Origin of the sequence: Sorangium sp. So ce385 (assembly GCF_051474135.1) — a bacterium.
In the GTDB taxonomy this organism is placed as follows: domain Bacteria; phylum Myxococcota_A; class Polyangia; order Polyangiales; family Polyangiaceae; genus Sorangium; species Sorangium cellulosum_D.
Genome location: NZ_CP150337.1, coordinates 12,546,036 through 12,568,650, shown reverse-complemented (window position 1 = coordinate 12,568,650; position 22,615 = coordinate 12,546,036). Strand labels below are relative to the sequence as shown.

At 71.5% G+C, this 22,615-nt stretch carries 18 protein-coding genes; 5 read left to right on the top strand and 13 right to left on the bottom strand.

Annotation, left to right across the window (positions count from 1 at the left end; all coding sequences use genetic code 11):
- Nucleotides 1-182: 182 nt before the first annotated feature.
- The 13 genes from WME83_RS46085 to WME83_RS46025 all read right to left on the bottom strand — a co-directional run bounded on the left by WME83_RS46085 (nt 183) and on the right by WME83_RS46025 (nt 17,504).
- Nucleotides 183-1,676: an OmpP1/FadL family transporter gene (locus tag WME83_RS46085; RefSeq protein WP_437316059.1), complete on the bottom strand. Its 1,494-nt coding sequence runs from the start codon at nt 1,674-1,676 to the stop codon at nt 183-185.
- Between the two features lie 29 nt (nt 1,677-1,705).
- Nucleotides 1,706-3,532, bottom strand: a complete 1,827-nt coding sequence (locus tag WME83_RS46080) for an acetyltransferase (protein ID WP_437316058.1) — start codon at nt 3,530-3,532, stop codon at nt 1,706-1,708.
- A 19-nt stretch (nt 3,533-3,551) separates the two neighbouring features.
- On the bottom strand, nt 3,552-5,501 hold the full coding sequence (locus tag WME83_RS46075; RefSeq protein WP_437316057.1) for a hypothetical protein: 1,950 nt from the start codon (nt 5,499-5,501) through the stop codon (nt 3,552-3,554).
- 201 nt (nt 5,502-5,702) lie between these two features.
- On the bottom strand, nt 5,703-6,995 hold the full coding sequence (locus WME83_RS46070) for a ketopantoate reductase family protein (protein WP_437316056.1): 1,293 nt from the start codon (nt 6,993-6,995) through the stop codon (nt 5,703-5,705).
- Nucleotides 6,996-7,126: 131 nt separating this feature from the next.
- Nucleotides 7,127-7,378 (bottom strand): hypothetical protein, encoded by a 252-nt coding sequence (locus WME83_RS46065; RefSeq protein ID WP_437316055.1) that lies wholly within the window; start codon nt 7,376-7,378, stop codon nt 7,127-7,129.
- A 423-nt stretch (nt 7,379-7,801) separates the two neighbouring features.
- Entirely contained in the window at nt 7,802-8,752 is a 951-nt protein-coding gene (locus WME83_RS46060) for a diacylglycerol/lipid kinase family protein (protein WP_437316054.1), read from the bottom strand.
- Nucleotides 8,753-8,969: 217 nt separating this feature from the next.
- The gene (locus WME83_RS46055) at nt 8,970-9,320 is read right to left on the bottom strand and encodes a hypothetical protein (RefSeq protein WP_437316053.1); all 351 of its coding nucleotides are present in this window, start codon (nt 9,318-9,320) and stop codon (nt 8,970-8,972) included.
- A 38-nt stretch (nt 9,321-9,358) separates the two neighbouring features.
- Nucleotides 9,359-10,372 carry a YihY/virulence factor BrkB family protein gene (locus WME83_RS46050; RefSeq protein ID WP_437316052.1) on the bottom strand — a complete coding sequence of 338 codons (1,014 nt, stop codon included), beginning with the start codon at nt 10,370-10,372 and terminating at the stop codon, nt 9,359-9,361.
- Between the two features lie 387 nt (nt 10,373-10,759).
- Entirely contained in the window at nt 10,760-11,677 is a 918-nt protein-coding gene (locus WME83_RS46045) for an STAS domain-containing protein (RefSeq protein WP_437316051.1), read from the bottom strand.
- A 401-nt stretch (nt 11,678-12,078) separates the two neighbouring features.
- Nucleotides 12,079-12,798, bottom strand: a complete 720-nt coding sequence (locus WME83_RS46040) for a MerR family transcriptional regulator (protein WP_437316050.1) — start codon at nt 12,796-12,798, stop codon at nt 12,079-12,081.
- Nucleotides 12,799-12,965: 167 nt separating this feature from the next.
- Nucleotides 12,966-14,213, bottom strand: a complete 1,248-nt coding sequence (locus WME83_RS46035) for an MFS transporter (RefSeq protein ID WP_437316049.1) — start codon at nt 14,211-14,213, stop codon at nt 12,966-12,968.
- A 72-nt stretch (nt 14,214-14,285) separates the two neighbouring features.
- Nucleotides 14,286-15,137, bottom strand: a complete 852-nt coding sequence (locus WME83_RS46030) for a helix-turn-helix domain-containing protein (protein ID WP_437316048.1) — start codon at nt 15,135-15,137, stop codon at nt 14,286-14,288.
- A 123-nt stretch (nt 15,138-15,260) separates the two neighbouring features.
- Complete coding sequence (locus tag WME83_RS46025; RefSeq protein ID WP_437322117.1) at nt 15,261-17,504, bottom strand: bifunctional salicylyl-CoA 5-hydroxylase/oxidoreductase; 2,244 nt, start codon at nt 17,502-17,504, stop codon at nt 15,261-15,263.
- Between the two features lie 109 nt (nt 17,505-17,613).
- On the opposite strand from WME83_RS46025, the gene WME83_RS46020 reads away from it, so the two are divergent.
- The 5 genes from WME83_RS46020 to WME83_RS46000 all read left to right on the top strand — a co-directional run bounded on the left by WME83_RS46020 (nt 17,614) and on the right by WME83_RS46000 (nt 22,391).
- Nucleotides 17,614-18,228 (top strand): class I SAM-dependent methyltransferase, encoded by a 615-nt coding sequence (locus WME83_RS46020; protein WP_437316047.1) that lies wholly within the window; start codon nt 17,614-17,616, stop codon nt 18,226-18,228.
- A gap of 37 nt (nt 18,229-18,265) precedes the next feature.
- Nucleotides 18,266-18,496 carry a hypothetical protein gene (locus WME83_RS46015; protein WP_437316046.1) on the top strand — a complete coding sequence of 77 codons (231 nt, stop codon included), beginning with the start codon at nt 18,266-18,268 and terminating at the stop codon, nt 18,494-18,496.
- Nucleotides 18,497-18,674: 178 nt separating this feature from the next.
- A complete protein-coding gene (locus tag WME83_RS46010; protein ID WP_437316045.1) occupies nt 18,675-19,958 on the top strand; it encodes an ATP-binding protein in 1,284 nt (427 codons plus the stop codon).
- A complete protein-coding gene (locus WME83_RS46005) occupies nt 19,955-20,497 on the top strand; it encodes a response regulator transcription factor (RefSeq protein WP_437316044.1) in 543 nt (180 codons plus the stop codon). Before WME83_RS46010 ends, WME83_RS46005 begins: the two co-directional genes overlap by 4 nt.
- 67 nt (nt 20,498-20,564) lie before the next feature.
- On the top strand, nt 20,565-22,391 hold the full coding sequence (locus WME83_RS46000; RefSeq protein ID WP_437316043.1) for a glycoside hydrolase family 15 protein: 1,827 nt from the start codon (nt 20,565-20,567) through the stop codon (nt 22,389-22,391).
- The last annotated feature ends 224 nt before the right edge of the window (nt 22,392-22,615 follow it).

The following is a 22,615-nucleotide window of genomic DNA, read 5'->3' as shown; positions in this document are numbered from 1 at the left end:
GCGCTGCCTCCCGTTCGGCGGTGGATGCGTGATCCGGCTTACAAAATTGTCTCCGAGGTGACGGGTGACCCGTGGTTCGGCGTGGAGGGCCGTGTCCGATCCGGCGGGTACGCCGTTGTCCCTTGGAGGATGGCGATCCCGCAGCAGCTCATCTCGCTGCGCTTTCGGCTCCGCCTCCCCGCTCAGAACACGACCTTGAGGTGCCCGCCCACCGTCGTGAGCACCAGCGTGTACTCCCCGTTGCCGAGGTCGTAGTCCGAATTGGTCACCGTGCGCGGCAAGATGCCTTGCACGCGGACGTCGCCCGAGAGCGATACGTTGTCGCTCACCTTCAAGATGCCGCCGACGTCGCCGATCAGCCGGTGATTGTCGGGCGACGCCACGTCGATCGTCTCGTCCGGCGAGGCCGGCGACTGGTACCCGACCGACGCGGTCCCGACGAACGCCTCGCTGAAACGGTACTTGGCGCCGGCCTCCACCCACACCGTGTCGTTCCACCGGCGCGGCAGCGTCACGGCCACGCGATCGCTGATCCCGAGCTTCGGCTGGGCGAGGTCCGGCGAGGAGGCCGTGACCACGAACGCTTCGATGTCCGAATAGAGCACGTACGAGAGCAGGCCATCGATGCTGAGCTTGTCGTTGACCCGGTAGCCGACCCCGGCCGTGAGCCGCTTGGGGAGCGTGAACGAGAGCTCCGCGTCGCCCTCCACGAGCGCCTTGTAGCGCAGGCCCTGCTCGGCCAGGTCCTGCGTGAAGAACGGGTGGTTCATGTCGATCGCGAACTTGCCCTTGTACCGCATCGCGGTGCTGTGCTGGTACGTCAGGCCGAAGCGCAGGTCCTTGTTCGGGTTGAACGCGAGCCCGAGGTGGAACGAGGCGCCGTGCGAGAGCGCCTGCTTGAGCGAGATGGGCCGCGCGAGGACGTCGAGCTCGCGCAGCTCGGACGGCGTGCTCGGGCCGAAGTCGTTGTCCTGCTTGAGGTAGTCGAGGCCGTCGTGGAACTCCTTGAGGCTGGCGAAGTCCTGCACCTTCGAGAGCTCGGCCAGGCCGCCCACGTACGACAGGCCGGCGCCGACCGAGAGCTGGTCGGTCAGCCGGAGCCCGGCGGCCGCCGTCAGCGAGCTCGCCACGATGAACGCCTGCTGGAGCTGCCAGCGCTGCGCGCCGTCCGGGAAGCTGAGCGCCGCGGCATACGGCACGTAGAGGCCGACGCCCACGGTGAGGCGCTTCGGGATGGCCGGGATCGCCAGGAAGGCGTTGCCCGTCGGCGCGACCGGCGTGGTCGAGACCTGCTCGGCCGGGCCGGTCTTGCCGGGGGCCGCGTTCGCCGGATCGAGCGGGAGCTTGAACTGCAGGGTGTCCGGCGTCTGGTAGGTGCCGCGCCGCTCGCGCGTATAGGTGGCGCGGCCGACGATGAGGCCCGCGCCGAGAATGAGCTCTGTCCGCTCGACGCCCGCGAGCGCGGCCGGGTTCCAGAAGACGGCGGCGGCGTCCGCGGTCGTGGGGCCCGAGGCGCCGCTCGTCACCCACGGCGCGTCGATGCCCGAGGCGCGCGCGTCGCCCGCCGTCTGGCAGACGAGGCCTGTCGCGAGCGCCAGCGCGGCGAGTTCACGTCCTGTCAGTCCACTGGCACGCGCGCGGTTGCGGGGCCGCGGGGTCGGCAGAGCTCCTGTCATGACACGGGTCCTCACGGTGGGGGGGCCGATCACTGGATCCGGGTGAGGGTGAGCGAGAGGCGATGGGCGCTCGGCTTGTCGCCGATCTTGATCTCGTAGCGGCGCCCCTCGTCGTCCGCGAAATACAGCGTATCTCCTTGCTGGACCTCCACCTTCTCGTGGAGCGCGTCACCGTCGATCTCCTCGGCCGTCGACACCTTCTTCGTGAGCGCGGCGTCGGCGAAGAAGCCCGGATTCTCGTAAGCATAGTCGCGCACGCGCACGCCCTCGTCGTCCTTGCGGATGTCGTCGGGCGCGACGAAGTAGAGGTAATCGCGCTGGCCGGCGACGCCGCTCTCGGTGCTCGGCTGGTAGAGGTAGAAGTCCGCGTCGCCGGCGGCGTTGTTGTTGAGCTCGATCGCCATGTCCTTGAGGACCGCCGGATCCTTCGCGAGGTTCTCCTTGATGCTCGCGACGAGCTCCTCGGTCTTCACGCCGACCGGGACGTCGCGGAGGGTCACCTCGAGGTCGGCCTCCCCCTCGGCGAGGCCGCCGTCGTGGAGCCGCGCCTGGGCCACCTCGAGGAGGATGTCCCAGAAGTACGACGGCGGGGGCGGCGGGTCTTCGAGGACGATGCTGCTATCGACGCCGATCTCGGTCCATCCGGTGCCGTCGACGCAGACCTTCACCGGCTGGAACTCGCTCGTGGAGGTGCCCTGGGGCCCGTAGCTCGAGCAATGCTCCTCGATCTGCGCTGCCTTGAGCTCGCCGGCGCGGGCGAGGATGTGCTCGAACTCCCAGAGCGGCTGCTCCCACACGGGCGAGTCGCCGCGCGGCGCGGGCTCGCGGCTCGTGCCGCCCGGCAGGTACATCGCGCTCTCGGGGATGGCCAGGGTCAGCTCGCCGATGCTGAGGTTCCTGGCGAGGTTGGCGAGCTCGAGCCAGTCCGGCTCGCTGAAGTCGAACAGGGTGTCGATCTGGCCGGGCGTGCTGTTGATGCTGGCGACGTCGGCCATCGTCGCGTCGACCCCCTTGTACGGGAGGGCGTTGACGTTGACCCGGACCGTCATCGTGAAGTCGTCGAGGGCCGCCTTCACCCCGGCGGCCGCCTTGATGAAGCCGGGGTGCTTCGCCCCTTCGGGGTCGTCCGGATCGAGCGGTGTCGGGCCGAACTGCTCGGCGAGGCCGGCGAAGTCGGTGACCACGTCGTAGAGCGTGACGGGGATGGAGTGGGGCGCGACGGGGTAGATGCCGTCCGGGTGCTCGTCGTTCGGCGGTCCTCTCCGGCGCTGGGTGTTCGGGTGGGTGCTGACGAGGTTCTCCAGGACGGCCTGCGACGTGATCTGGACGGGGATGAGCCGCTCGTTGCCGGCCACGCCCACGAGGTCCGAGAGGATCTTCGACGTCGGGAGCCCGACGGCGTTGCCGACGCCGAGCAGGCCCTCGAGGCTCGTGCCGCGGAGATCGGCGTTCTCCGGCGTCATGTTGAGGAGCCCGACGAGGTTCTTCGACGCGGGCGAGAGCGCGTCGATGTCCGCGGGGGGCATGTACATGACCTTGAGCAGCGCGTTCTCGATGAGGGCCGCGATGTCGAGATCGAGCAGCCAGATCCCCTCGAGCGTGGGCCGCGGGATGGCCTTGAGCTCGTCGAGCGTCAGCGTCTTGGCGAAGCGCTTCGCGTCGAACCGCAGGAACTCGAGGGTGAGGGTGCGGCTCTCATTCACGTTGAGCGCCGGCGGGGGCGGCGGCTGGTCGACGGTGACCGCGTCGACGCAGCCGGGCAGCGCGGCGGAGAGCGCGGCGGCGACCAGGGGGCCGAGCCGGGAGCGCCGGCGGCGGGCGGGGGCGGCGGGGGGGGTGCTGTCTCGCGCTATCATGATCAGAGCCTCACCATGATCAGAGCTTCTCCACGTCGGCGGTGATCTGCACGGGATCGTCGCCGTCGGGCACGTGGAAGCGCACCTCGTAGACGGCGCCCTCGTCGTCCTGCATGTACAGCGTGGTATCGCCCGGCGGCAGCCGGTATTTCTCGTGCGCGGTGTCGACGGCGCCCTCGAGCTCCTTCTTCGAGACCTTGCTCGCCTCGTCGAGCTCCGGGCTCGTGAAGAAGCCGGGCTTTTCGTAAGTGTAGTCGCGGGGGGCCTCCGAGCTTTGATCCGAGGGCCGGAGGTCGTCCTCGGCCACGAAGAACAAGGTCGGGGCGCCGTCCGGCGCGGCGCGACCGTAGAAGAAGTCGAGCGCGTCGTTGTTGACCCAGTACCGGCCGAGGATGATCTCGGCGATCTCCTTGGCCTGGCTCTGGAGCGTGGGGCGGAGATCGGCGAGGATCTGATCGCCGGTGAGGCCGATGCCGACGTCGTGGAGCGCGAAGACCGGCTGGGCGGCGCCTTCCGAGATCTCGGGGTTGCCGTCGCCGGTCGGGTCGTGGATGGCGACCTGGCCGACCTCGGTGAGCAGCTCCCAGAAGAACTGCGACGGCGGTATTGGGGGCGGTTGGTCGGAAACCAAGTCGGTGAAGGCCGTCCAGCCGCGCGGGTCGCCGGCCTGGCCGATGGTCACGCCCACCCGGCATGTCCCGCTCAGACGGAAGTAGCACCCCGTGAAGGGCACACGCTCGCCATACGTGAGGTAAGCCGCCTTGCCCACGATGTGCTCCATCATGAACGGCGGGGTGGACCATACCGTGCTGGAGCCGACCGGCATGTCTGGACGGTTCTCCTTGCAGGCCGGCGCCACGGCCTCGGTGCACGCTTCCACCTTGGTGGGGAGCTCGCGAAGCGCGATGCGCATATCGATCGTCGGCGTCGGGGCGATGCCGGTAATCTGGAGCTTCTCCGGATCATTGAAGTCGAACCGGAGCGGCGCGTCGCCGGTCCGGACGAACATGTCGCCGCCCCCTTTCGAGAGATCAACCCCCGTGACCCTGCGCAGGCCCGACTCGGCGACCACGCGCATCTGGAAGTTGGGCAGCAGGACATTGCTCTTCGTGGTGAACGTGCTGTCGTCAGGGACCAGCACCCCGGGATGGTTTCCGGAGGGGCCGAGCTTCTCGGAGAGCGGCTGGAGATCGAAGAGGGCCTCGTAGAGGGTGACAGGCAACCTTGCTCCATCCGGATCGGAGACGGCCGGGTGCGTGCCGAGCAGCTGCTGCTGGAGGGCGAGGATGAGCTTGGGTATCGGTACGAACGGGGCTGTCCGCTTGTCGCGCGTGGCCGTGGGCTCCGGCTGGACCGCTAGATCCAGGCTGATGCTGTCGGAGAGGACGTCGGCGAAGTCGAACGCGAAGGTGCCGGGGTTCTCCTCGAAGATCTGCTGGAGCCCCTCGAGCGACGTCCCTGTCACGTCGGCGTTGGCGGGCGTCATGCTGAGCAGGCGCACGAGCGCGAACTCCGCCGACGTCCGCCACTCCGCCCCGAAGCTCTGGCCGAGCGGGGTGAGCGTGCAGTCGTGGCCGGGGCTCGGGCTGTCTTCCTTCCACAGTTCCCCACACGCGTTCTGGATCTGCTCGAGCGCGCTCTGAAGCAGGCCTGTGGTGTCGACGTCGAGGATCGTGATCTGCTTGGCGCCGTCCTCCCCGAAGACCTGGAGCGCCTTCTCCTTGTCGAGCTCCAGCACGACCGACGGGACCTCCGCATCGTCGATGCGCAGCCGGAACCGGTTCGGCTCCTCGATCACGGGGCCGCCGCCCCCGCCGCCCTCGCCGCCGCCCCCGCCGCCGGCGGCCCCGCTGCCGCCGCCGCCTCCGCCGTCGCCGCACGCGGCGAGCGCGGCGAGCAGCAAGAGGGGAACGCGGCCGAAGGGCGCGGCGCCGCGCCGGGAGGGGAGAGCGAACGGGGAGTGCGTCATGAGGGCTCCTCGTCGAGGGACCTGCTCGAGATCCACAGGAAGAGACGCCCGATGCTACCCAACTTCGACGCGCCGGCGCGACAAAGAGATCGCGCCGCGACGACGCGGAGCGCGCGATCCGCGACGATGCGGAGGCCGGGACACGTCGTGTGTGTCCCTCGGCGTTCTTTCGTCTTTTTCGACGGCGCCGCGCGCCCCGCGCTACGCGCCCTCGCGATCGCCCGGGGCGTCCGTCGCCGCCACGGACGGCTCGTCCGACGCGGCCGCCGGGGCGTTCGCTCCCGTCGTGGACGGCTCGTCCGGCGCGGTCGCCTGGGCGTTCGCCGCCGCCGCGGACGGCTCTCCCGTCGCGGTCGCGGGCGGCGGCCGGTTCGACGAGGGCGCGCCCACGAGCTCGCGCGTCCGGTCGAACAGCGCGCGCAGCAGGGGGAGGCTCGGCTTGCGCTTGCGCGCGGCGATCGCGAGCACCTCCTCGCGGACCGCGGCGTTGATCGGCGTCGGGATGTCGAACGCCGCGCCGCGCTCGACGACCTCGCCGTTCAGGAAGTCGACCGCCGGCGGGCGGCCGCGCTCGATGGCGGCGAGCATCGAGGAGCGCATGCGGCGGTAGCGCGCGCCGACCGCGAGGAGCAGCGCGTGCTTCGCGAACAGGCCCGGCGAGCCCACCGCGGCGCGCTCGGCGTCGGTGAGCGCGATCCAGTCGAGGTCGAGCGTCCCGGCCACCTTTTCGAGGCGCACGCCGGACGCGCGCGAGACCTGCACGGTCTCGGTCATGATCTCCAGCGCGAGGCGGCGGACGAAGCGGTGCCGGAGGAGCGCGCCGAGGCGGTCGCCGCCGACGGTGCCGAGCGACGAGATGGCGCAGTTGATGGCGAGCTTCGACCAGCGCGCGCCGGCGAGGTTGTCGGTGACGGTGGTCGGGCCGATCGCCTCGAGGATGCGCGCGAGCTCGTCGAGGCGCCCGTCGCGGGCGCCGTCGAGCCGGCCGAGGACGAAGCCGCCGCTCGAGGTGCGGTCGTACACGCCGGGCTCGACCATCGAGGCGCCCCACGCGACGATCCCGCCGAAGGTGCGCTCCGGGCCGGCGATGCGGGCGACGCGCTCCTCGCAGAGGCCGTTCTGGAGGCAGACCATCGCGCCCGTCGGGGCGAGGTGCGCGACCACGCTGCGCGCGGCCTCCTCGACCTGCGGCGGCTGCGTCGCGAGGAGGACGTAGTCGAAGGGGCGGGTGTCCGGGCCGAGCTCGCGCACGGCGCGGCCGCGGACGGTGCCCGGGCTCGCCTCGCCGCGCACGCGGAAGCCGGCGGCGTTGATGGCGTCGGCGATGAGGGGGTTCGTGGTGAAGGCGGTGACGTCGTGGCCCTGCTCGAACAGGTGCGCGGCGATGATGCCGCCGATGCCGCCGCAACCGACGATCAGCAGGCGGGGAGCAGAGGAAGCGCGGGCAGCGGACGAGCTCGGGGCGGGCTCGCCGGGTGAATCGGTGAAGCTCATGAGAGGTCCCTTACCACCACTGGGGCGCGGGCTCGACGGGCTCGAGGGGAGCGGGATGGGGGGACGGGAGGGTCGGGAGTCGCGGCGGTTTCCGCAGCGCGTCAGGTGTGAGGAGCGGGCGCTGCGCGGGGCTAGCGGGCAGCCCGTGTGCGCGTCATCACGCGCCCCGCGTCCCCCGCTGCCTCGAAGGCGGCGAGCAGGTGCCGGAAGCTCGGGAGGTGCTCTGTGCGCGCGCACCGCGCCCGGAGCGCCTCGACGTACGACGGCTCGATCACCACGCCCGGGCGCTGCTTCGTGTAGCGGTGGCTGCGCTCGATGAGCATGGCCTTGAGATACGCGAGGTGGAAGCTGGCGCGCGTGACGTAGCCGGGATACTTCCCCATCCACGGTGGGGAACGCGTTCCCGGAACGCCTCTTCGATCTCGGTGAACGCGTCTGGAAACAGCTCCTGGAGAAATTCGGCTTTGTTATGCAGGGGCAACGCGAAGTCCGCACCGACGTCAGCCGCGGACTGATCGTCGTTCCGCAGCTTCTCGAAATGAGTCTCTATTTGTGTTCCGTAGTTCGGTAGATTTCGAGCGCTTCCAGAAGAACGCTGCAAGAAAAGGCCCTAGAAAGCGGAGCCATCACCGAGTCTTCCTTGAGGACGGCAATTGCACTCTGCGCCCGGTCCAACCTCGGGATCGCGTGACCATTCAGCAGGAAGGTCAGGATCCTCATACGGCGGCCAGTCTACGCGCCCGCCTCATGTCGGCCAACCGGCCAGCCCCGCCGAGCTCGGCCGCGGCGCTTCCCCCTCGCCCCCCTCAATCCGCCGGCGCCAGCACCTCGATCGCCTTCGGCTCGATCGTGACCGTGATCGGCAGCCGCCCGAGCGGCTCGCCGTCCACGTCGAGCAGGAACGCGTGCTCCACATCGCGGTTCAGGAGCGTGAGCTCGATGCGGTCGCACTGGAAGTGGCGGACGTCCGGGTGGCGGATGTGCGCGCCCGTGTACATGCCGGTCGACACCGCCGCGAAGCGGACGTGCGGCGCGCCGCCCAGGTCGATCACGTCGAACACGCCGTCGTCGGCCCGCGCCATCGGCGCGACCTGCATCCCCGCGCCGAAGAAGCGGCCGTTGCAGATGGCCACGGTGCGCGTCGCGAGCTCCAGCTCGCGCCGCTCCCCGCGCAGCGTCGCCACGCAGCGCACCCGGCCGACGCGGCTGCGGACGAGGCCCCGGAACGACGCCATCGTGTACGCGAGCGTGTTGCCGAGCGCCCGCGTCGTCTCGCTGACGATCTGATCCACAAGCCCGCTCATCCCCGCCGACAGGACGTTGACGAAGAACGCCTCGGCCTGCTTTCCGTCGTGCGTCTCGTACGAGAAGCGGCCCACATCCATGGGGCGCGCCTTGCCGCTCGCGATCGCCGTGCAGTAGTGATCGAGCCGGTGGTTCAGCTTCAGCGTCCTGCAGAGATCGCCGCCCGTGCCCGCGCCGATGATCCCGAGCCGGGTGCCCGAAGCGCCCCGGTCCTTGGCCTGCATGAGGCCGTTCACCACCTCGTTGACGCTGCCGTCCCCGCCGACCGCCACGACCGTCTCGCGCCCGCCGAGCGCGGCCTCGCGCGCGAGATCGACGGCGTGGCGCGGGCGCTCCGTGCGCACGATGTCCACCTCGCCGAGGATGCGCTGGATGGGCTCCTGCATCCCGTCGAAGAGCTTGGCCGTCTTTCCGCCGCTGGACCGGGGATTCACGATGAGAAGGGGGCGCATGCGGGCCCCGATGCTAGATGCCGGAGGCCGCCCAGCGCGAGGTGTTTTTGTGGAGGGGCCGGCCCGGGGCTCCCGGGGGCGCCGCGCGAGGCGTGCTCTCGTCCGCGGTGCCCGGGGGCGCGCCCCGGCCCAGGGCAGCTGCCCCCGGCTCAGGGCTGCCCCCGGCTCAGGGCTGCCCCCGCCTCAGGGCTGCCCCCGGCTCAGGGCTGCCCCCGGCTCAGGGCTGCTTCGTGCAGCCGCAGCCGCAATCGTCGCTGAAATAGGTCCAGCCGGGGTCGCAGACGAAGCGCATCCGGGCGCACTGGTCAGGGCTCTGCCCGACGTACTTGAGCAGCGGGCCGTCGGTGCAGCCCTGCTGGCCGCCCGTGCCCGGCGCGTCGCCGGCGCCGACCGGATCGCCGCCCCCTGCGTCCACCTCCTCGCCCAGCGCGCCGCCGGACTCCGGGGCCCTCGCGCCGTCGGCGGGCAGGGGGGTCATGGGCGCGCCGCCCTGGGCGCCCTGGCAGCCAGCGGCGAGCGAGCCGATCAACGCGAGCAGCGATGTGGAAGCGATGATTCTGTGCGGCATGAGAGGGCTCCGGTGAACAGGTCAAGCTGATCGGCGCTCTAGGCCCTGCCCCCGTGGAGCTCCGAGCGGTTCGAGCGGACGGGGTGGGGGAGCGCGATGTCCCCGCCCGCGCTCCTCTCGCGCGGGGGGCGGCCGGCGCCGGCCGGGAGCGCGGACTCCTGGCCCTCCTCCTTCGCGGTCTTGGGCACGTCCACCCCCGTGTCCTCGGCGTCCTTGGCGCCGGTGCGCTTTCCGTCCGGCGAGCGGTGCTCGATGATGGCGTTGATCTCGGCCCCGAGGAGCACCGCCATCGAGGAGATCCACATCCAGAGGAGGAGAATGATGACGCCGCCGAGCGCGCCATAGCTCACCTCGTAGCTGCCGAAGCGGCTGACGTAGAAGGAGAACCCCAGCGAGGCGATCGCCCAGATCACGACCGCCACCACCGATCCCGGGGTGATGAACTTGAACTTCTGCTCGACGTCGGGGAGCACGTAATAGAGGGCCGCCAGGACGGCCATCACGATGAACGCCGAGACCGGCACGCGCAGCCAGAGGATCGGCGTCGCCAGCGGGCCGAGGTGCTCGGTGACCGCCGGTGTGGCCACCGCGAGCGCCGAGGCGACCGTCAGCAGGACGGCGCCGCCGAGCGTGACCAGGAGCGCAATCCCGCGGCGCTTGAGGAACGAGCGGCTGTCCTCGACGCCGTAGGCGGCGTTGAGCGCGTCCATCAGCGCGATCACGCCGCCCGAGGCGGCCCAGACCGCGCCGAGCGCGCCGACCGTCAGGAGCGCCGGGCTCTGTCCCTCGGTGAGCGCCTGGAGGCGCTCGCCAAGGATGTTCGCCACGGCGGGCGGGGCCATCTGGTAGAACTCGCGCATCAGCCGCGCGGACTCGGCCGGATCGATGACCAGGCCGGCGAGGGCGACCGCGAAGAGCAGGAACGGGAAGATCGAGAGGACGCCGAAGAAGGTCAGCGCAGCAGCGACGGTGTCGACCTTGTCTTTGACCCATTCCTGCTTGATGTCGTTCAGAAAATCCTTCCAGGGGATTTCTTTTCCGGGCAGGTACATGACAGACCTTCACTGCAGGGGCGCGCGACGCGCCGTTGCGTTCTTCCTGGGCGGCATCCGCCGGGGCGGCCGCCTGGGAGAGAGCAACCCGAGTGCCAGGCCGGGCGCGGCGGCAGCGGGACGGACAAGGAGGCTGCCAGCCTGCCCGCGTCGGCGCCGGGGGTCCCGCTCGCGCCGGGCGCTTGCTGGCTTCGCCGTCGCCCGTGGCGCGAATTGCCCCACGCGGCACAAAGGCCACATCACGGCGTGTGCGATCGTGGGCCGGCTGCCGCTCGCGCTGCCTCGCTGGAACACGCGGCGACCGCTGGCGCGGGTGCTTCCGCGCGGTCAGCGGGCGTGGCGCCTCTCCCGTGTCCCCCGGAGCGCCGGAGGCCTGGCGTCGAGGGATCAGCTCCCCTGGGGATCACGCCGGGCGCGCGCAGCCGAGGTGGGGGCAGCGGGCGCGGGCGTCGCGGGGCGCGTGCCTGGCCGGGCGAGGGCGTGGGCGATGCCGCTCTGCAGGGTGCTGCGGGTGGTGATGCCTGCGAGGTCGACCCCGAGCTCCACCAAGGTCTGCGCGGTGCCCGGATTGATCCCCGTGAGCATGAGCTGGGCGCCCAGGAGGCGCGCGGCGCGCGCGATGCGCAGCAGGGCGTCGGCGGACTCGGCGTCGACGTTCCTGACGCCCGTGACGTCGACGATGGCGGTGTGAAACTGGTGCTGGACGATGCCGTCCAGGAGCTTCTCCATGGCTTGCTGGGCGCGGGCGCTGTCGAGGGTGCCGATGAGGGGCATGGCGACGACGCCCTCGGCCAGCGGGACGAGCGGCGTGGACAGCTCGCGCAGGGCGGCTTGCTGGGCCCGGATCACCTGTTCCTGGGAGTCGCGCAGCTCCGCCTGGGTGTGCGCCAGCTGCCGCTGCGCGGTGATGTCGTAGGCGACCCAGAGGACGGTGTCGCTCGTGAAGGGCTTGCAGGTGGCCTCGCACCACACCTCGTCCTGGCCCATCATGATGGGGTACTCGAGGCTCAGGACCGTTCGGTTCGCGAGCGACTCCCGGATGACCGCGACGCAGCGCTCGAGGTGGTCTTCTCGGACCACCGCGCCCATCCGGGTGTTGCGCCCCTGCCTGGCCATCTCGGCGGTGATGATGAGCGTCGGGAGCGCGTCCTGGATGACCCCGTCGCGATCGATGAAGGCGACGAACATCGGGATCACCGAGCAGAGCGCTTCCAGCTTCGCCCGGGCATCTTCCAGCTCGGCCACGCGCTGGCGCAGGGCCGCGTTCTCGCCTTCGAGTTCCGTCGAGCTCGGTCGTTCACTCATCGTGTGTCAAGCACCGTGTCAAGATTCCAATGCTATTGTTACTCCAGGAAGTCGATCCGATCGAGCAAAATCCGGCATGGGATCGCTGTTGTCCACAGGAGCGATCCGCGACCGCGTATCGCTTGTAAGTTTTACCACGCTGGATAAGCTTGGAAGCGCACGGAGGAGGCTGTCGAACCTCTACGAGGACGGAAATAGCTAGGTATCAGGCGGGAGGGGAGGGGGCCCATCGCGCGGCGCCGGGACGGGCCGATGTGGGAGGGGTCACCGTCGCGCGGAGCGGCAGGTGCGAAGAGACGAACCGCCAAGGACGCGCAAGGGCGCCAAGATGAAAACATGACCTTGGCGCCTTGGCGGTTCGAAGTTCTGCGTTGTCAGACGGTTTCAACCCGTTTGTCGCACTAGCTCATCGCCTTGCCGATGAACTCGTGCAGCGCCGGATCCATCCCGTGCTGGTTCCTCATCGACGGCTCCTCCTTGTACATCCTGTTCAGCGAGCTCTCGATCCCCGGATTCTTCCCCGTGAACGCGTCGATGAGCTCCCGCATGCGCTTCACGATCCGCTGCACCGGCTCGCTCTTCGGATCGGAGCCCTTCTGCATCTCCGCCCGCATGTCGTCGTAGATCTGCTTCCACGCCGACTCGGCCTCGCGCATCTTCTCCGGTCCGATCGCCTCCGCGCGCTGCTGGAGCTCCGCGAGCTGCTCTGGGGTGTAGTACTTCTCGATCATGGTCATCACCTCGATGGTTTGAAGGAGCTGCTCCACAGACACGTCCTCCCCCGCGCGAAGCACGCTTGCCAGACCCTCGAGCCGCGCGCAGAGCTTCTGCTCCAGCGCGATCTGCTCGCGCAGCCGCGAAAGGTGCAGCTCGATCGTCTCCAGCGGAGAGAAGCCCGGCCTGTCCAGACACCCTGTGATCTGCTCCAGGCTGAAGCCGAGCTCGCGCAACGACTTGATCTGCTGGAGCCGGGCGACGTCGCCTGCCGAGTACATCCGGTGCCCCGACGCCGTGCGGTGCGACGGAGACAGCAGCCCGATCTCCTCGTAATAGTGGAGCGTACGGACGGAGAGGCCGGTCTGCTTGGCGAGATCGCCGACTTTCAACGGTGCTGAACGCATGGTGCTTCCCCTGTTTCCAGGGCGGGGGAGGACGTCCATGCCCCGGAGGCTAGGTCCTCACGTAGCGTGAGGATCAAGGCCCGGCCCCCACTTTTTTTCGCTGCCGCGCCGCACCGGCCCAGGGGCCTCTCCGGCGCGCTCCGGGCGTCAGGCGCTCGCCGCTCCCATCACGAAGATCCCCCGCCGGGCGCGGGCGCCTCGATGGCGCTCGACCGGAGGACCACGCCAGCGAGCGCCGCAGCCGCGGCCGCCGCCCAGAACGGCGCGCCCATGCCGGCCCGCGCGTAAAGCTGGGTGGCGACGAGCGGGACGATGACATAGCCCAGCTCCTGCAGCGCCTGATGGCCGCCTTGCACCTGCCCCTGCGCGGCCGGTCCGGCGGCGCGCGACAGGAGCGCGGAGAAGGAGGCCGTGAGCAGGCCCTCGCCCGCCGCGATCGCCACGATGGCCGCGACGAACGCCGGCGCCGAAGGGTGGCTCGCGACGAGGCCCATGGTCGCGAGGGCGAGCACGACCAGGGAGAGGCCGAGCGCCAGCACGCGCGCGTCGCCGATCCGCCTGACCAGGCGCTCCAGCAGCACCCCCTGGACGCACACATCCGTGGCGCCGACCGCGATCACGGCGAAGCTCACCGCGTCGGCGCCCCACCCGAGCCGGTCCTTGGCCAGCAGCGCGAACGTCGCCTGGAGCGAGACGAAGGCCGTCGTGAAGAGCGCGCCCACGGTCAGGAGCGGACGGAGGTGCCTCACGCGCAAGAGCCCCGAGAGCTGCGAGAACGGGTTGAGCCTTCGCCACGATAGCGCGCTGGCCCGGTGCTCGGGGGCGAGGCTCTCCGCGAGGAACAGGTAGCTCCCTGCGGCGTTCAACGCGGTGAGGGCGGCCGCGAGGAAGAAAGGCGCCTTCAGGCCGAGCTTCAGGGCCAGAGCGCCGAGCGCGGGGCCGGCGATCAGCCCCGCCCCGAACATCGCGCCCACCCGCCCGAAGCTCCGGGCGCGCTGCTCGTCGGGCGTCGTGTCGCCCAGATAAGCGAACACCGTGGCCACGTTGCCCGCCGTGAGGCCGTCGATCATGCGGCCGAGGAGCAGGAGCGGGAGGGCGTCGGCGAGGCCGAACAGCGCGTAGCCGGCCGCGGAGCCCGCGAGGCTGAGCACGAGCACCGGGCGGCGGCCCGTCGCGTCGCTCAGCGCCCCGAGCGCCGGCGCGGAGAAGAAGGCGCAGAGCGAGTACGAAGCGCTCAGCAGGCCCACGGCCGACGCCGCATGGGCAGGGTCGCCGGTGAAGCGCGCGGCAAGGAAGGGGACCACCGGGGCGGCCAGCCCGTTGCCGGCCGCGCTCAGGAAGGCCGTCGCCTGGAGGAGCAGGAGCGCCCGAGGGCGCAGGCCCGCGCCGGAGCGGCGCTCGACGGTGCTCGTCATGCGGCGACCGTAACGATCCCCGCGCCGCCTCCGATTGAACAAACGCGACATCGGCGCGCGTTCGCCAGCAGGTCAACCGCGCGTGTCTTTCCCTCGATCTACGCCCCGCGCGCCCTCGCCGCGCGGCGAGAGGCGCCGCACCTCGCCGGCGTAGCCGCCGGGGCTCATGCCCGTGAAGGCGCGGAACTCCCGGATGAAGTGCGCCTGATCCGCATAGCCGAGCTCGAAGGCCAGCGCGGTGAGGCTCGCGTCCGGATCGCGCTCGAGCCGCTCGGTGGCCCGGGAGAAGCGGATGAGCCGCGCGAGCGCCTTGGGGGACAGACCAGCAGCGCGCTTGAACTGCCGCTCGAGCTGCCGGACCGACAGCCCGAGCTGCCCGGCGAGCGCGCCGACGCGGGCGCCGCCGTGGCTCGCGTGCAGCGCGTGACCCGCCGCCGCCACCGGGCCGGCGGGAGGGCGGGCCACGCGCTGCCGCGCGAGCAGCCACCCCTCGATGAGCCGCGTCGCCGCGTCGCAGGCGCCCTGCTCGAGGAGCGGTCCGACGCGCTCGGAGAGCGCCCGCAGCCCAGCGCCCACCGTCGTGCAGGTCCCGCGGAGATCGGCCTCGCGCTCGAGCAAGGAGAGCGCGCTCCACGGGTGGAAGCGGACGCCGAGCACGCGGGCAAGGCCGCGGGACACCATCCGGACAGGCTCGTCCCGGACGCCGATCACGAAGACGGGCGGCAAGGGGCGCAGGCGGCCATCGCGCCCCTCGATGCGCGCATCGCCGCAGTGGAACACGAGATCGATGTTGGCTTCCGGCAGGAGGCGGTGCTCCTCCGTGCTCACCGTGTGTCGCTCCTCGTACGTGGAGTAGCTCTGCACCGCACCGCGCAAGAGGGGGTGTGGTGCGCGCTCGCGGTAGCGGACGTCCTCGGACGCCATCGGGTCAGGCGACTCTGCATGGCGCAGGCGCAGCGCGCAAGCGCCGCGCTGATCCTCGAGGCCGCCGCGGGCGCAGCGCGCCGCCGCGCCGTCGCGCCGTTGCCGACGACGACGGGCACCGGGTCACCGCATGCGGAGCGTATACCCCGCGACCGACCGGTACTGAGGCGGCCATTCAAGGTCGAACCCCTGCTCCGCGGCGGCGTGCCGCGTCCAGTACGGGTCGTAGAGGTGCGCCCGCGCGAGCGCGCACAGATCCGCCCTGCCGGCCGCGATGATGCTGTTCACGTCCGCGTAGCTCTGGATGTTGCCGACCGCGATCGTCGGCACCTTCGCCTCCAGCCGCACGAGCTCCGCGAGCGGCGTCTGGAACAGCCGGCCATGCTCCGGCTTGCCGGAAGGGTCCGTCTGCCCCGCCGAGACATGGAGGATGTCGGCGCCGTGCTCCCGCAGCATCGTCGCCAGCGCGACGAGATCGTCCGTCGTGAGCCCGCCCGGCGCCCAGTCGGTCGCGGAGATGCGGACGCTCATCGGCTTCTCCGCCGGCCACGCCGCCCGCACCGCGTCGAACACCTCGAGCGGATAGCGCATCCGGCCCTCGATCGGCCCGCCGTACGCGTCGTCGCGCCGGTTCGTGAGCGGCGAGATGAAGCTCGCCAGGAGGTAGCCGTGCGCGAAGTGCAGCTCGATGAGGTCGAACCCGGCCTCGTCCGCCCACCTCGCCGCCTGCACGAAATCCGAGGTCACCTGATCCATGTCCCCGCGATCCATCGCCTTCGGGACCTGGCTTCCCGGATGGTAGGGGATGGCGGAGGCGCTGAGGAGCGGCCACGCGCCGCGCTCGAGCGGCACATCCATGCCCTCCCAGAGCCGCTTCGTCGCGCCCTTGCGCCCGGCGTGCGCGAGCTGGACGCCGATCCTGGCCCGGGAGCGCGCGTGGACGAAGTCGACGACGCGCCGCCACCCCTCGGCGTGATCGGCGCGGTAGAGCCCGGCGCAGCCCGGCGTGATGCGCCCCTCCGCGCTCACGTCCGTCATCTCGGTGATCACGAGCCCCGCCCCGCCGAGCGCCCGGCTGCCCAGGTGCACGAGGTGCCAGTCGTCGATCCGCCCGTCCTCCGCCGAGTACTGGCACATCGGCGAGACCACGACCCGGTTCTCCAGCACGAGCGACCGCAGCCGGAACGGCGTGAACATCGGCGGCGGCGGGCCGCCCCCGGCCGCGACGCGCGCGCCCGACTGCGCCTCCGCCTTCCGCGCGACGTGCGCGTCCACCTCGCGCACGAACGCCGGGTCGCGCGCCTTCAGCCCCTCGTGCGTCACCCGCAGGCTCCGCGTCAGCAGGCTGAACATGAACTCCACCGGATCGAGCGCCATGTAGCGCTCGGTGTTCTCGAACCACTGGAGGCTCACCTGCGCGGCCCGCTGGAACGCGAGCACCTTGGGCTTGCGCTCGGCCTCGTAGGCGGCGAGCGCCTCCGGCACGCGCGGGCTCCGCCCCAGGCTCTCGACGAGCGCGATCGCGTCCTCGAGCGCGAGCTTCGTCCCCGAGCCGATCGAGAAATGCGCCGTGTGCGCCGCGTCCCCGAGCAGCACCACGTTCTCGAAGCTCCAGCGCTCGTTGTGCACCGTGGGGAAGCTCCGCCAGACGCTCCGGTTCTTGAGCAGCCGGTGCCCCTTCAGCTTGCCCTCGAAGAGCTCCTCGAAGTACGCGATCGTATCGTCCTCGCTCGCGCGATCGAGGCCCGCCCGCCGGAAGGTCTCCTCGCGGCACTCGACGATGAACGTCGAGCGGTCCGGCTCGTAGCGGTACGCGTGCACCCGGAAGAGGCCGTGGCGGTTCTCCTCGAAGTAGAAGGTGAAGGCGTCGAAGGGGAACGTCGTGCCGAGCCACACGAACCGGTTGGGGCGCACGTCGATGCGCGGCGCGAACCGGTCGGCGAAGCGCTCGCGGATGCGGCTGTTCACCCCGTCGGCCGCGACCACGAGATCGCTCCCGGCGAGCGCCTCGGCCGGGTCCGTCACCTCCTCCTCGAAGCGCAGGGCGACGCCGAGCTCCCGCGCCCGGTCCTCCAGGATCGCGAGCAGCCTCCGGCGCGACAGGCCGCTGAAGCCATGCCCCTTCGACACGAGGACGCGCCCGCCGAAGTGCGCGTGGAGCTCGTCCCAATGGGCGAGGCTGCCCCGGATCGCGTCGTAGGTCGGGCGGTCGGCCTCGGCCAGGTTGTCGAGCGTCGCGTCCGAGAACACCACCCCGAAGCCGAAGGTGTCGTCGGGGCGGTTCCGCTCGATCACGACCACCTCGCGCCGCGGGTCCCGCTGCTTCGCGAGCAGCGCGGCGTAGAGGCCCGCCGGCCCGCCGCCCACGCACGTGATCCTCACCGCCCTGCCCCTCCGCTCCGGCGCCGCTGCATGCGCCGGAGCCTACACGAGAACGCCGGGTGCGGCGCCGCTCCGGAGGACTATAAGGTTGGACATGAGCGAGCAGCGAAACTTCCCGGACTGGCAAGAGCTGTATCGAAACACCCCGGCAGAGCGCCTGCCCTGGTACCACGCGGGCCTGGATCCCGATCTCGCGCAGGCGCTCGATCGCTTGCAGGTCGCCCGCGGGCGGGCGCTCGACCTCGGCACGGGCCCGGCCACGCAGGCGTTTGCGCTGGCCGAGCGCGGGTTCGACGTCACCGGCTCCGACCTCTCGCACGCCGCCGTCGAGCAGGCCGCGGCGCAGGCGGCGCAGCGGGGCGCCGCCGTGCGCTTCGTGCAGGACGACATCCTGGACAGCCGACTCGACGACCGGTTCGACGTCGTCTTCGACCGCGGCTGTTTCCACACGCTCCCGCCGGACCGGAGGGGCGATTACGTCCGCACGCTGAAGCGGCTCGTCGCGCCCGGCGGGTTCTTCTTCCTCAAGTGCTTCAGCGCGCTGGAGCCGTGGACCGAAGGGCCGTACCGCTTCACGCCCGAGGAGATCCGCGAGATCTTCGGGGCCGAGTTCGAGCTCCTCTCCAGCGAGGAGACCGTCTATCAGGGGACCCTGGACCCGCTCCCGCGCGCGCTGTTCTCCGTGCTCCGGCCGCGTTCCCATGAGTGAATCGCAGCGGACGCCGACGGTCGGAAGCACGTGGAGAGTGCTCGCTCATCGCGGCGTGGAGCGCGTGGAGGTCGAAGGGGAGGGCGTCTTCGACGAGCTCGTCGTCGATGATTGGATTCATCTGGAGCAGATGGATGATGATGTCTGGTGGCTCCGGATCGGCGATGCTCGCGTGACGATCACGGTTGCTCCGGGGCAACAGCCCACGGTCGACGTGTGCCGTGCGTTCTATGCGCCACAGAAGGGCACGTCGAGCGTCCACGAATAGCGTTTTTGAACCAGGGTACGACGACAGAGCCTGTCCAGTCGACCTTCCGAGGCGGCGGCCGGCGCGCGCCAGCGCCGCGCCGACCGCGCATCCTTCGTCCGCGGCGCTCTGAAGTGGCGCGCCGCGCTCCCGCGGCTCGGGCCGCGGCCGCCCGGGCCCTTTGCGGTATACTCCCGCCGTGACGCACGACGCCTCCCTCGATCGGGCGCCGGCCGGCGGGATCGTCCTCCGGTGGCTCGTCGGCCTGCGCTGGGCCGTCTTCGCGCTGCTCGCCGCGACCCTGATCGCCGACGAGGCGCTCTTCGGCTACCACGTCCGGTACGGCATCGCCGTGCCCATCCTCGCGCTGGCCGGCGGGCTCAACCTCGCCCTCGCCCGGCGGGTGCGGTCCCAGCAGGGCGCGCAGAGCGCCCTCGTCGCCGGCGTCGTGGCGCTCGACCTCGTCGCGATCGCCGGCGTCCTCGCCGCGTCGGGCGGCGCGGGCAACCCGTTCAGCGCCCTCTTCTTCGTGCACGTCGCGCTCGCCGCCGCGCTCCTGCCGGCGCGGACGACCTTCGCGCTCGCGGCGCTCGCGGCGTGCCTGTTCGCGGCGCTCTTCGCGCTCCCCGCCGGCGCGTGCTGCCCGAGCCACCCGGAGCACGGCGCCTTCTCGACCCACCTCTACGGGATGCTCCTCGCCTTCGTGCTGAGCTCGTCGCTCGTCGCCCACGTGCTCCTGAAGGTCCGCCGCGCCCTCGACGAGAGCGCGGCCGAGAACGCGGCGCTCCGCCGGCGCGCCGAGGAGGCCTCGCGCTTCCAGGCCCTCGGCGCGCTCGCCGCCGGCACCGCGCACGAGCTCGGCACCCCGCTCGGGACGATCGCGGTGCTCGCCGGCGAGAGCCAGAGCGACCCGGCGGCGAGCGACGCCGCGCGGCGCCGCGCCCGGACGATCGCGGAGCAGGTCGAGCGCTGCCGGGTCGTGATCGCGCGCATGCGGGCGGACGTCCGCGCGGACGAGCTGCGCGCCGGGGTCGAGGTCGGCGAGGCGGCCGTGCGCGGCGTGGCGGCGTGGCAGGCGGCGCACCCCGGCGTCGCCGTCGAGGTGCGCGGCGACCTCGCGCCGCGGCGCACGGTGCCGCTCGACGCGGCCGACATCGAGGCGGCGCTGTTCGCGCTCCTCGACAACGCGCTCGCCGCGCTCGGGCCGAGCCCCGCGGCCGCGGGGCCGATCGTGGTCACCGTGGGGGACGAAAGCGGCGCGCCGGTGATCAGCGTCGAGGACGGCGGGGCGGGCGTCCCGGCGGGCCTGGAGGGGCGGCTCGGGGAGCCGTTCGTGACGACCAAGGCGCCCGGCGAGGGGATGGGCCTCGGGCTCTACCTCGTGCGGACGCTCATCGAGCAGGTCGGGGGCCGGCTCACGGTGTCGGCGAGGCAGCCGGCCGGCACCCGCGTCGCCCTGCGCCTCGCGCCGGTGGACCCATGAGCGCGGAGCCCACCGGCGAGCCGACGCTGCTCATCGTCGACGACGACGCGACGTTCCGGTCGGCGCTCGGGCAGGCGCTCGGGCAGCGCGGCTTCGCGGTGTTCCTCGCCGGCAGCGCGGAGGAGGCCGCGGCGATGGCGCGCGAGCACGTGTTCGAGTACGCGCTCGTCGACGTCCGGATGCCCGGGCAGAGCGGGATCGAGCTCGTCGGGGCGCTGCGGAGCATGGACGACGGCATCCGCATCGTGGTCTTCACGGGGTACGGCACGATCGCGAACGCGGTGGCGGCGATCCGGGCCGGGGCCGTCGATTACCTGACCAAGCCGGTGGACGCGGCCCGGTGCGCGCGGTCGCTGCTCGGCTTCGCCCCGGCCGCGGGCGGCGACGAGGACCTGCCGTCGCTCGAGCGGGTGGAGTGGGAGTACCTCCAGCGCGTGCTCGCGGACTGCGAGGGGAACATCTCCGAGGCCGCGCGCAAGCTCCGGATGCACCGGCGCTCGCTCCAGCGGAAGCTCTCGCGGCTGCCGCCGAGGTCGTGAGGGCGGGCGCCGCGAAAGATCGGCGGGGGGAGGTTCCTCTCGGCCGGGCGGGCGCTATGGAGGGGTGATGCCCTACAAGCCCATCGAGTCCTACGGCGTCATCGGCGACATGCACTCCGTGGCGCTGGTCGGGATGGATGGATCCATCGACTGGTGCTGTCTGCCCCATTTCGACTCGCCGAGCGTGTTCGCGGCGATCCTGGACGACAAGCAGGGGGGCAGCTTCGCGCTCGCGGCGGCGCACGCCGCGTCGCGCAAGCAGATGTACATGCCCGACACCAACGTGCTCCTCACGCGCTTCCTCCACGCGGACGGGGTCGGCGAGGTCTGCGATTTCATGCCGATCCACCGGGACCCGTACGGCGCCTACCGCCGCGGGATGCACCAGATCGTCCGCGTCGCGCGGGCCGTCCGCGGCGCGGTGCGCTTCCAGCTCGCCTGCCGCCCCGCCATCGACTTCGCCCGCCGCCCCCACCGCCTCATCCTCGACGACCCGCGCGGCGCCGTCTTCGACTCGGATGGCCTCGACCTCGCGCTGATCAGCCCGGTTCCCCTGTCGAGCGACGGCGCCGGCGGGGTGACCGCCGACTTCGTGCTGCAGCCCGGCGAGTCGGCCACGTTCGCGCTGCGCCAGGTCGAGGACTGGACCGCGAGCGACGGCCTGCTCTCCACGCCGATCAACGGCGAGGACGCCCTCCGGCGCACGGTCGAGTTCTGGCGGAGGTGGCTCGGCAAGTCGCGCTACAAGGGGCGCTGGCGCGAGATGGTCGACCGGTCGGCCCTCGTCCTCAAGCTGCTCACGTTCGAGCCGACCGGCGCGATCGTCGCCGCGGCGACCACCAGCCTGCCCGAGGAGATCGGCGGGGTCCGCAACTGGGATTACCGCTACGTCTGGGTGCGCGACGCCGCGTTCACCCTCTACGCCTTCCTCCGGCTCGGCTACACCGAGGAGGCCGCGCGCTTCATGGAATGGCTGAGCGCCCGCGTCTCCGAGGAGGACGGCCCCACCGGGCCGCTCCAGCTCATGTACGGTATCGAGGGCCGCCACGAGCTGCCCGAGGTCGCGCTCACCCACCTCGACGGCTACCGCGGGTCGCGGCCGGTCCGGGTCGGCAACGGGGCGACGGCGCAGCTCCAGCTCGACATCTACGGCGAGCTCATCGACTCGGTGTACCTGTTCGACAAGTACGGATCGCCCATCCATTACGACTTCTGGTGTGAGCTCCGGCGCATGGCCTACTGGGTATGCCAGCGCTGGGAGCAGGCGGATGAGAGCATCTGGGAGGTGCGCGGCGGACGGCAGCAGTTCGTGTACTCGAAGCTCCAGTGCTGGGTCGCCCTCGACCGGACGCTGCGGCTCGCCGACAAGCGCTCGCTGCCGCTCGATCGCCAGCGCGTCGCGCGCGCGCGCGACGACATCTACGAGGCGATCATGACGCACGGCTGGGACGCGGAGCGAAAAACGTTCGTGCAGTCCTTCGGCTCGTCGGCGCTCGACGCGAGCAACCTGCTCATGTCGCTCATGCGCTTCATCTCCCCCACCGACCCCCGGATCGTCGGCACGATCGACCGCACGCTCGCGGAGCTCGCCAGCGACACGCTCGTCCACCGCTACGAGCTCGGCAAGGGCGCCGGCGACGGCCTGACCGGCAAGGAGGGCACCTTCAGCATCTGCACCTTCTGGCTCGTCGAGGCGCTGGCGCGCGCCGGCCGCCTCGAGGACGCGCGCTTCATCTTCGAGAAGATGCTCACCTACGCCAACCACCTCGGGCTGTACTCCGAGCAGATCGGCGCGAGCGGCGAGCTGCTCGGCAACTTCCCCCAGGCGTTCACGCACCTCGGGCTGGTCAGCGCGGCGTTCTACCTGGATCGCGCCCTCGGTCAGGGCGGCTGAGGGGATCGGGGGCTCGCGCGCTCCCCACCGGCCGGCGGTGGGGTGGGGCTCCTGCGCGAGCGGCGGAGGGAGGGAGAGAGAGGAGCTACCGGCGGCCTGGGATATCCAACCCCAGGCCGCCGGCGCTCGAGAGCCCGGGAGATTGAGGAGGGCCGGAGCGGCGCCGCGGGATCCGGAGAGAGGCGGAGCCTCGGGCGCCGGCCGGCGAGGTGCGGTCAGATCGA

Bases quoted from the DNA above. Each gene is read 5' to 3' on its own strand.
- WME83_RS46085 (WP_437316059.1), bottom strand. From the start codon at position 1,676: ATGACAGGAGCTCTGCCGACCCCGCGGCCCCGCAACCGCGCGCGTGCC.
- WME83_RS46080 (WP_437316058.1), bottom strand. From the start codon at position 3,532: ATGATAGCGCGAGACAGCACCCCCCCCGCCGCCCCCGCCCGCCGCCGG.
- WME83_RS46075 (WP_437316057.1), bottom strand. From the start codon at position 5,501: ATGACGCACTCCCCGTTCGCTCTCCCCTCCCGGCGCGGCGCCGCGCCC.
- WME83_RS46070 (WP_437316056.1), bottom strand. From the start codon at position 6,995: ATGAGCTTCACCGATTCACCCGGCGAGCCCGCCCCGAGCTCGTCCGCT.
- WME83_RS46065 (WP_437316055.1), bottom strand. From the start codon at position 7,378: ATGGGGAAGTATCCCGGCTACGTCACGCGCGCCAGCTTCCACCTCGCG.
- WME83_RS46060 (WP_437316054.1), bottom strand. From the start codon at position 8,752: ATGCGCCCCCTTCTCATCGTGAATCCCCGGTCCAGCGGCGGAAAGACG.
- WME83_RS46055 (WP_437316053.1), bottom strand. From the start codon at position 9,320: ATGCCGCACAGAATCATCGCTTCCACATCGCTGCTCGCGTTGATCGGC.
- WME83_RS46050 (WP_437316052.1), bottom strand. From the start codon at position 10,372: ATGTACCTGCCCGGAAAAGAAATCCCCTGGAAGGATTTTCTGAACGAC.
- WME83_RS46045 (WP_437316051.1), bottom strand. From the start codon at position 11,677: ATGAGTGAACGACCGAGCTCGACGGAACTCGAAGGCGAGAACGCGGCC.
- WME83_RS46040 (WP_437316050.1), bottom strand. From the start codon at position 12,798: ATGCGTTCAGCACCGTTGAAAGTCGGCGATCTCGCCAAGCAGACCGGC.
- WME83_RS46035 (WP_437316049.1), bottom strand. From the start codon at position 14,213: ATGACGAGCACCGTCGAGCGCCGCTCCGGCGCGGGCCTGCGCCCTCGG.
- WME83_RS46030 (WP_437316048.1), bottom strand. From the start codon at position 15,137: ATGGCGTCCGAGGACGTCCGCTACCGCGAGCGCGCACCACACCCCCTC.
- WME83_RS46020 (WP_437316047.1), top strand. From the start codon at position 17,614: ATGAGCGAGCAGCGAAACTTCCCGGACTGGCAAGAGCTGTATCGAAAC.
- WME83_RS46005 (WP_437316044.1), top strand. From the start codon at position 19,955: ATGAGCGCGGAGCCCACCGGCGAGCCGACGCTGCTCATCGTCGACGAC.
- WME83_RS46000 (WP_437316043.1), top strand. From the start codon at position 20,565: ATGCCCTACAAGCCCATCGAGTCCTACGGCGTCATCGGCGACATGCAC.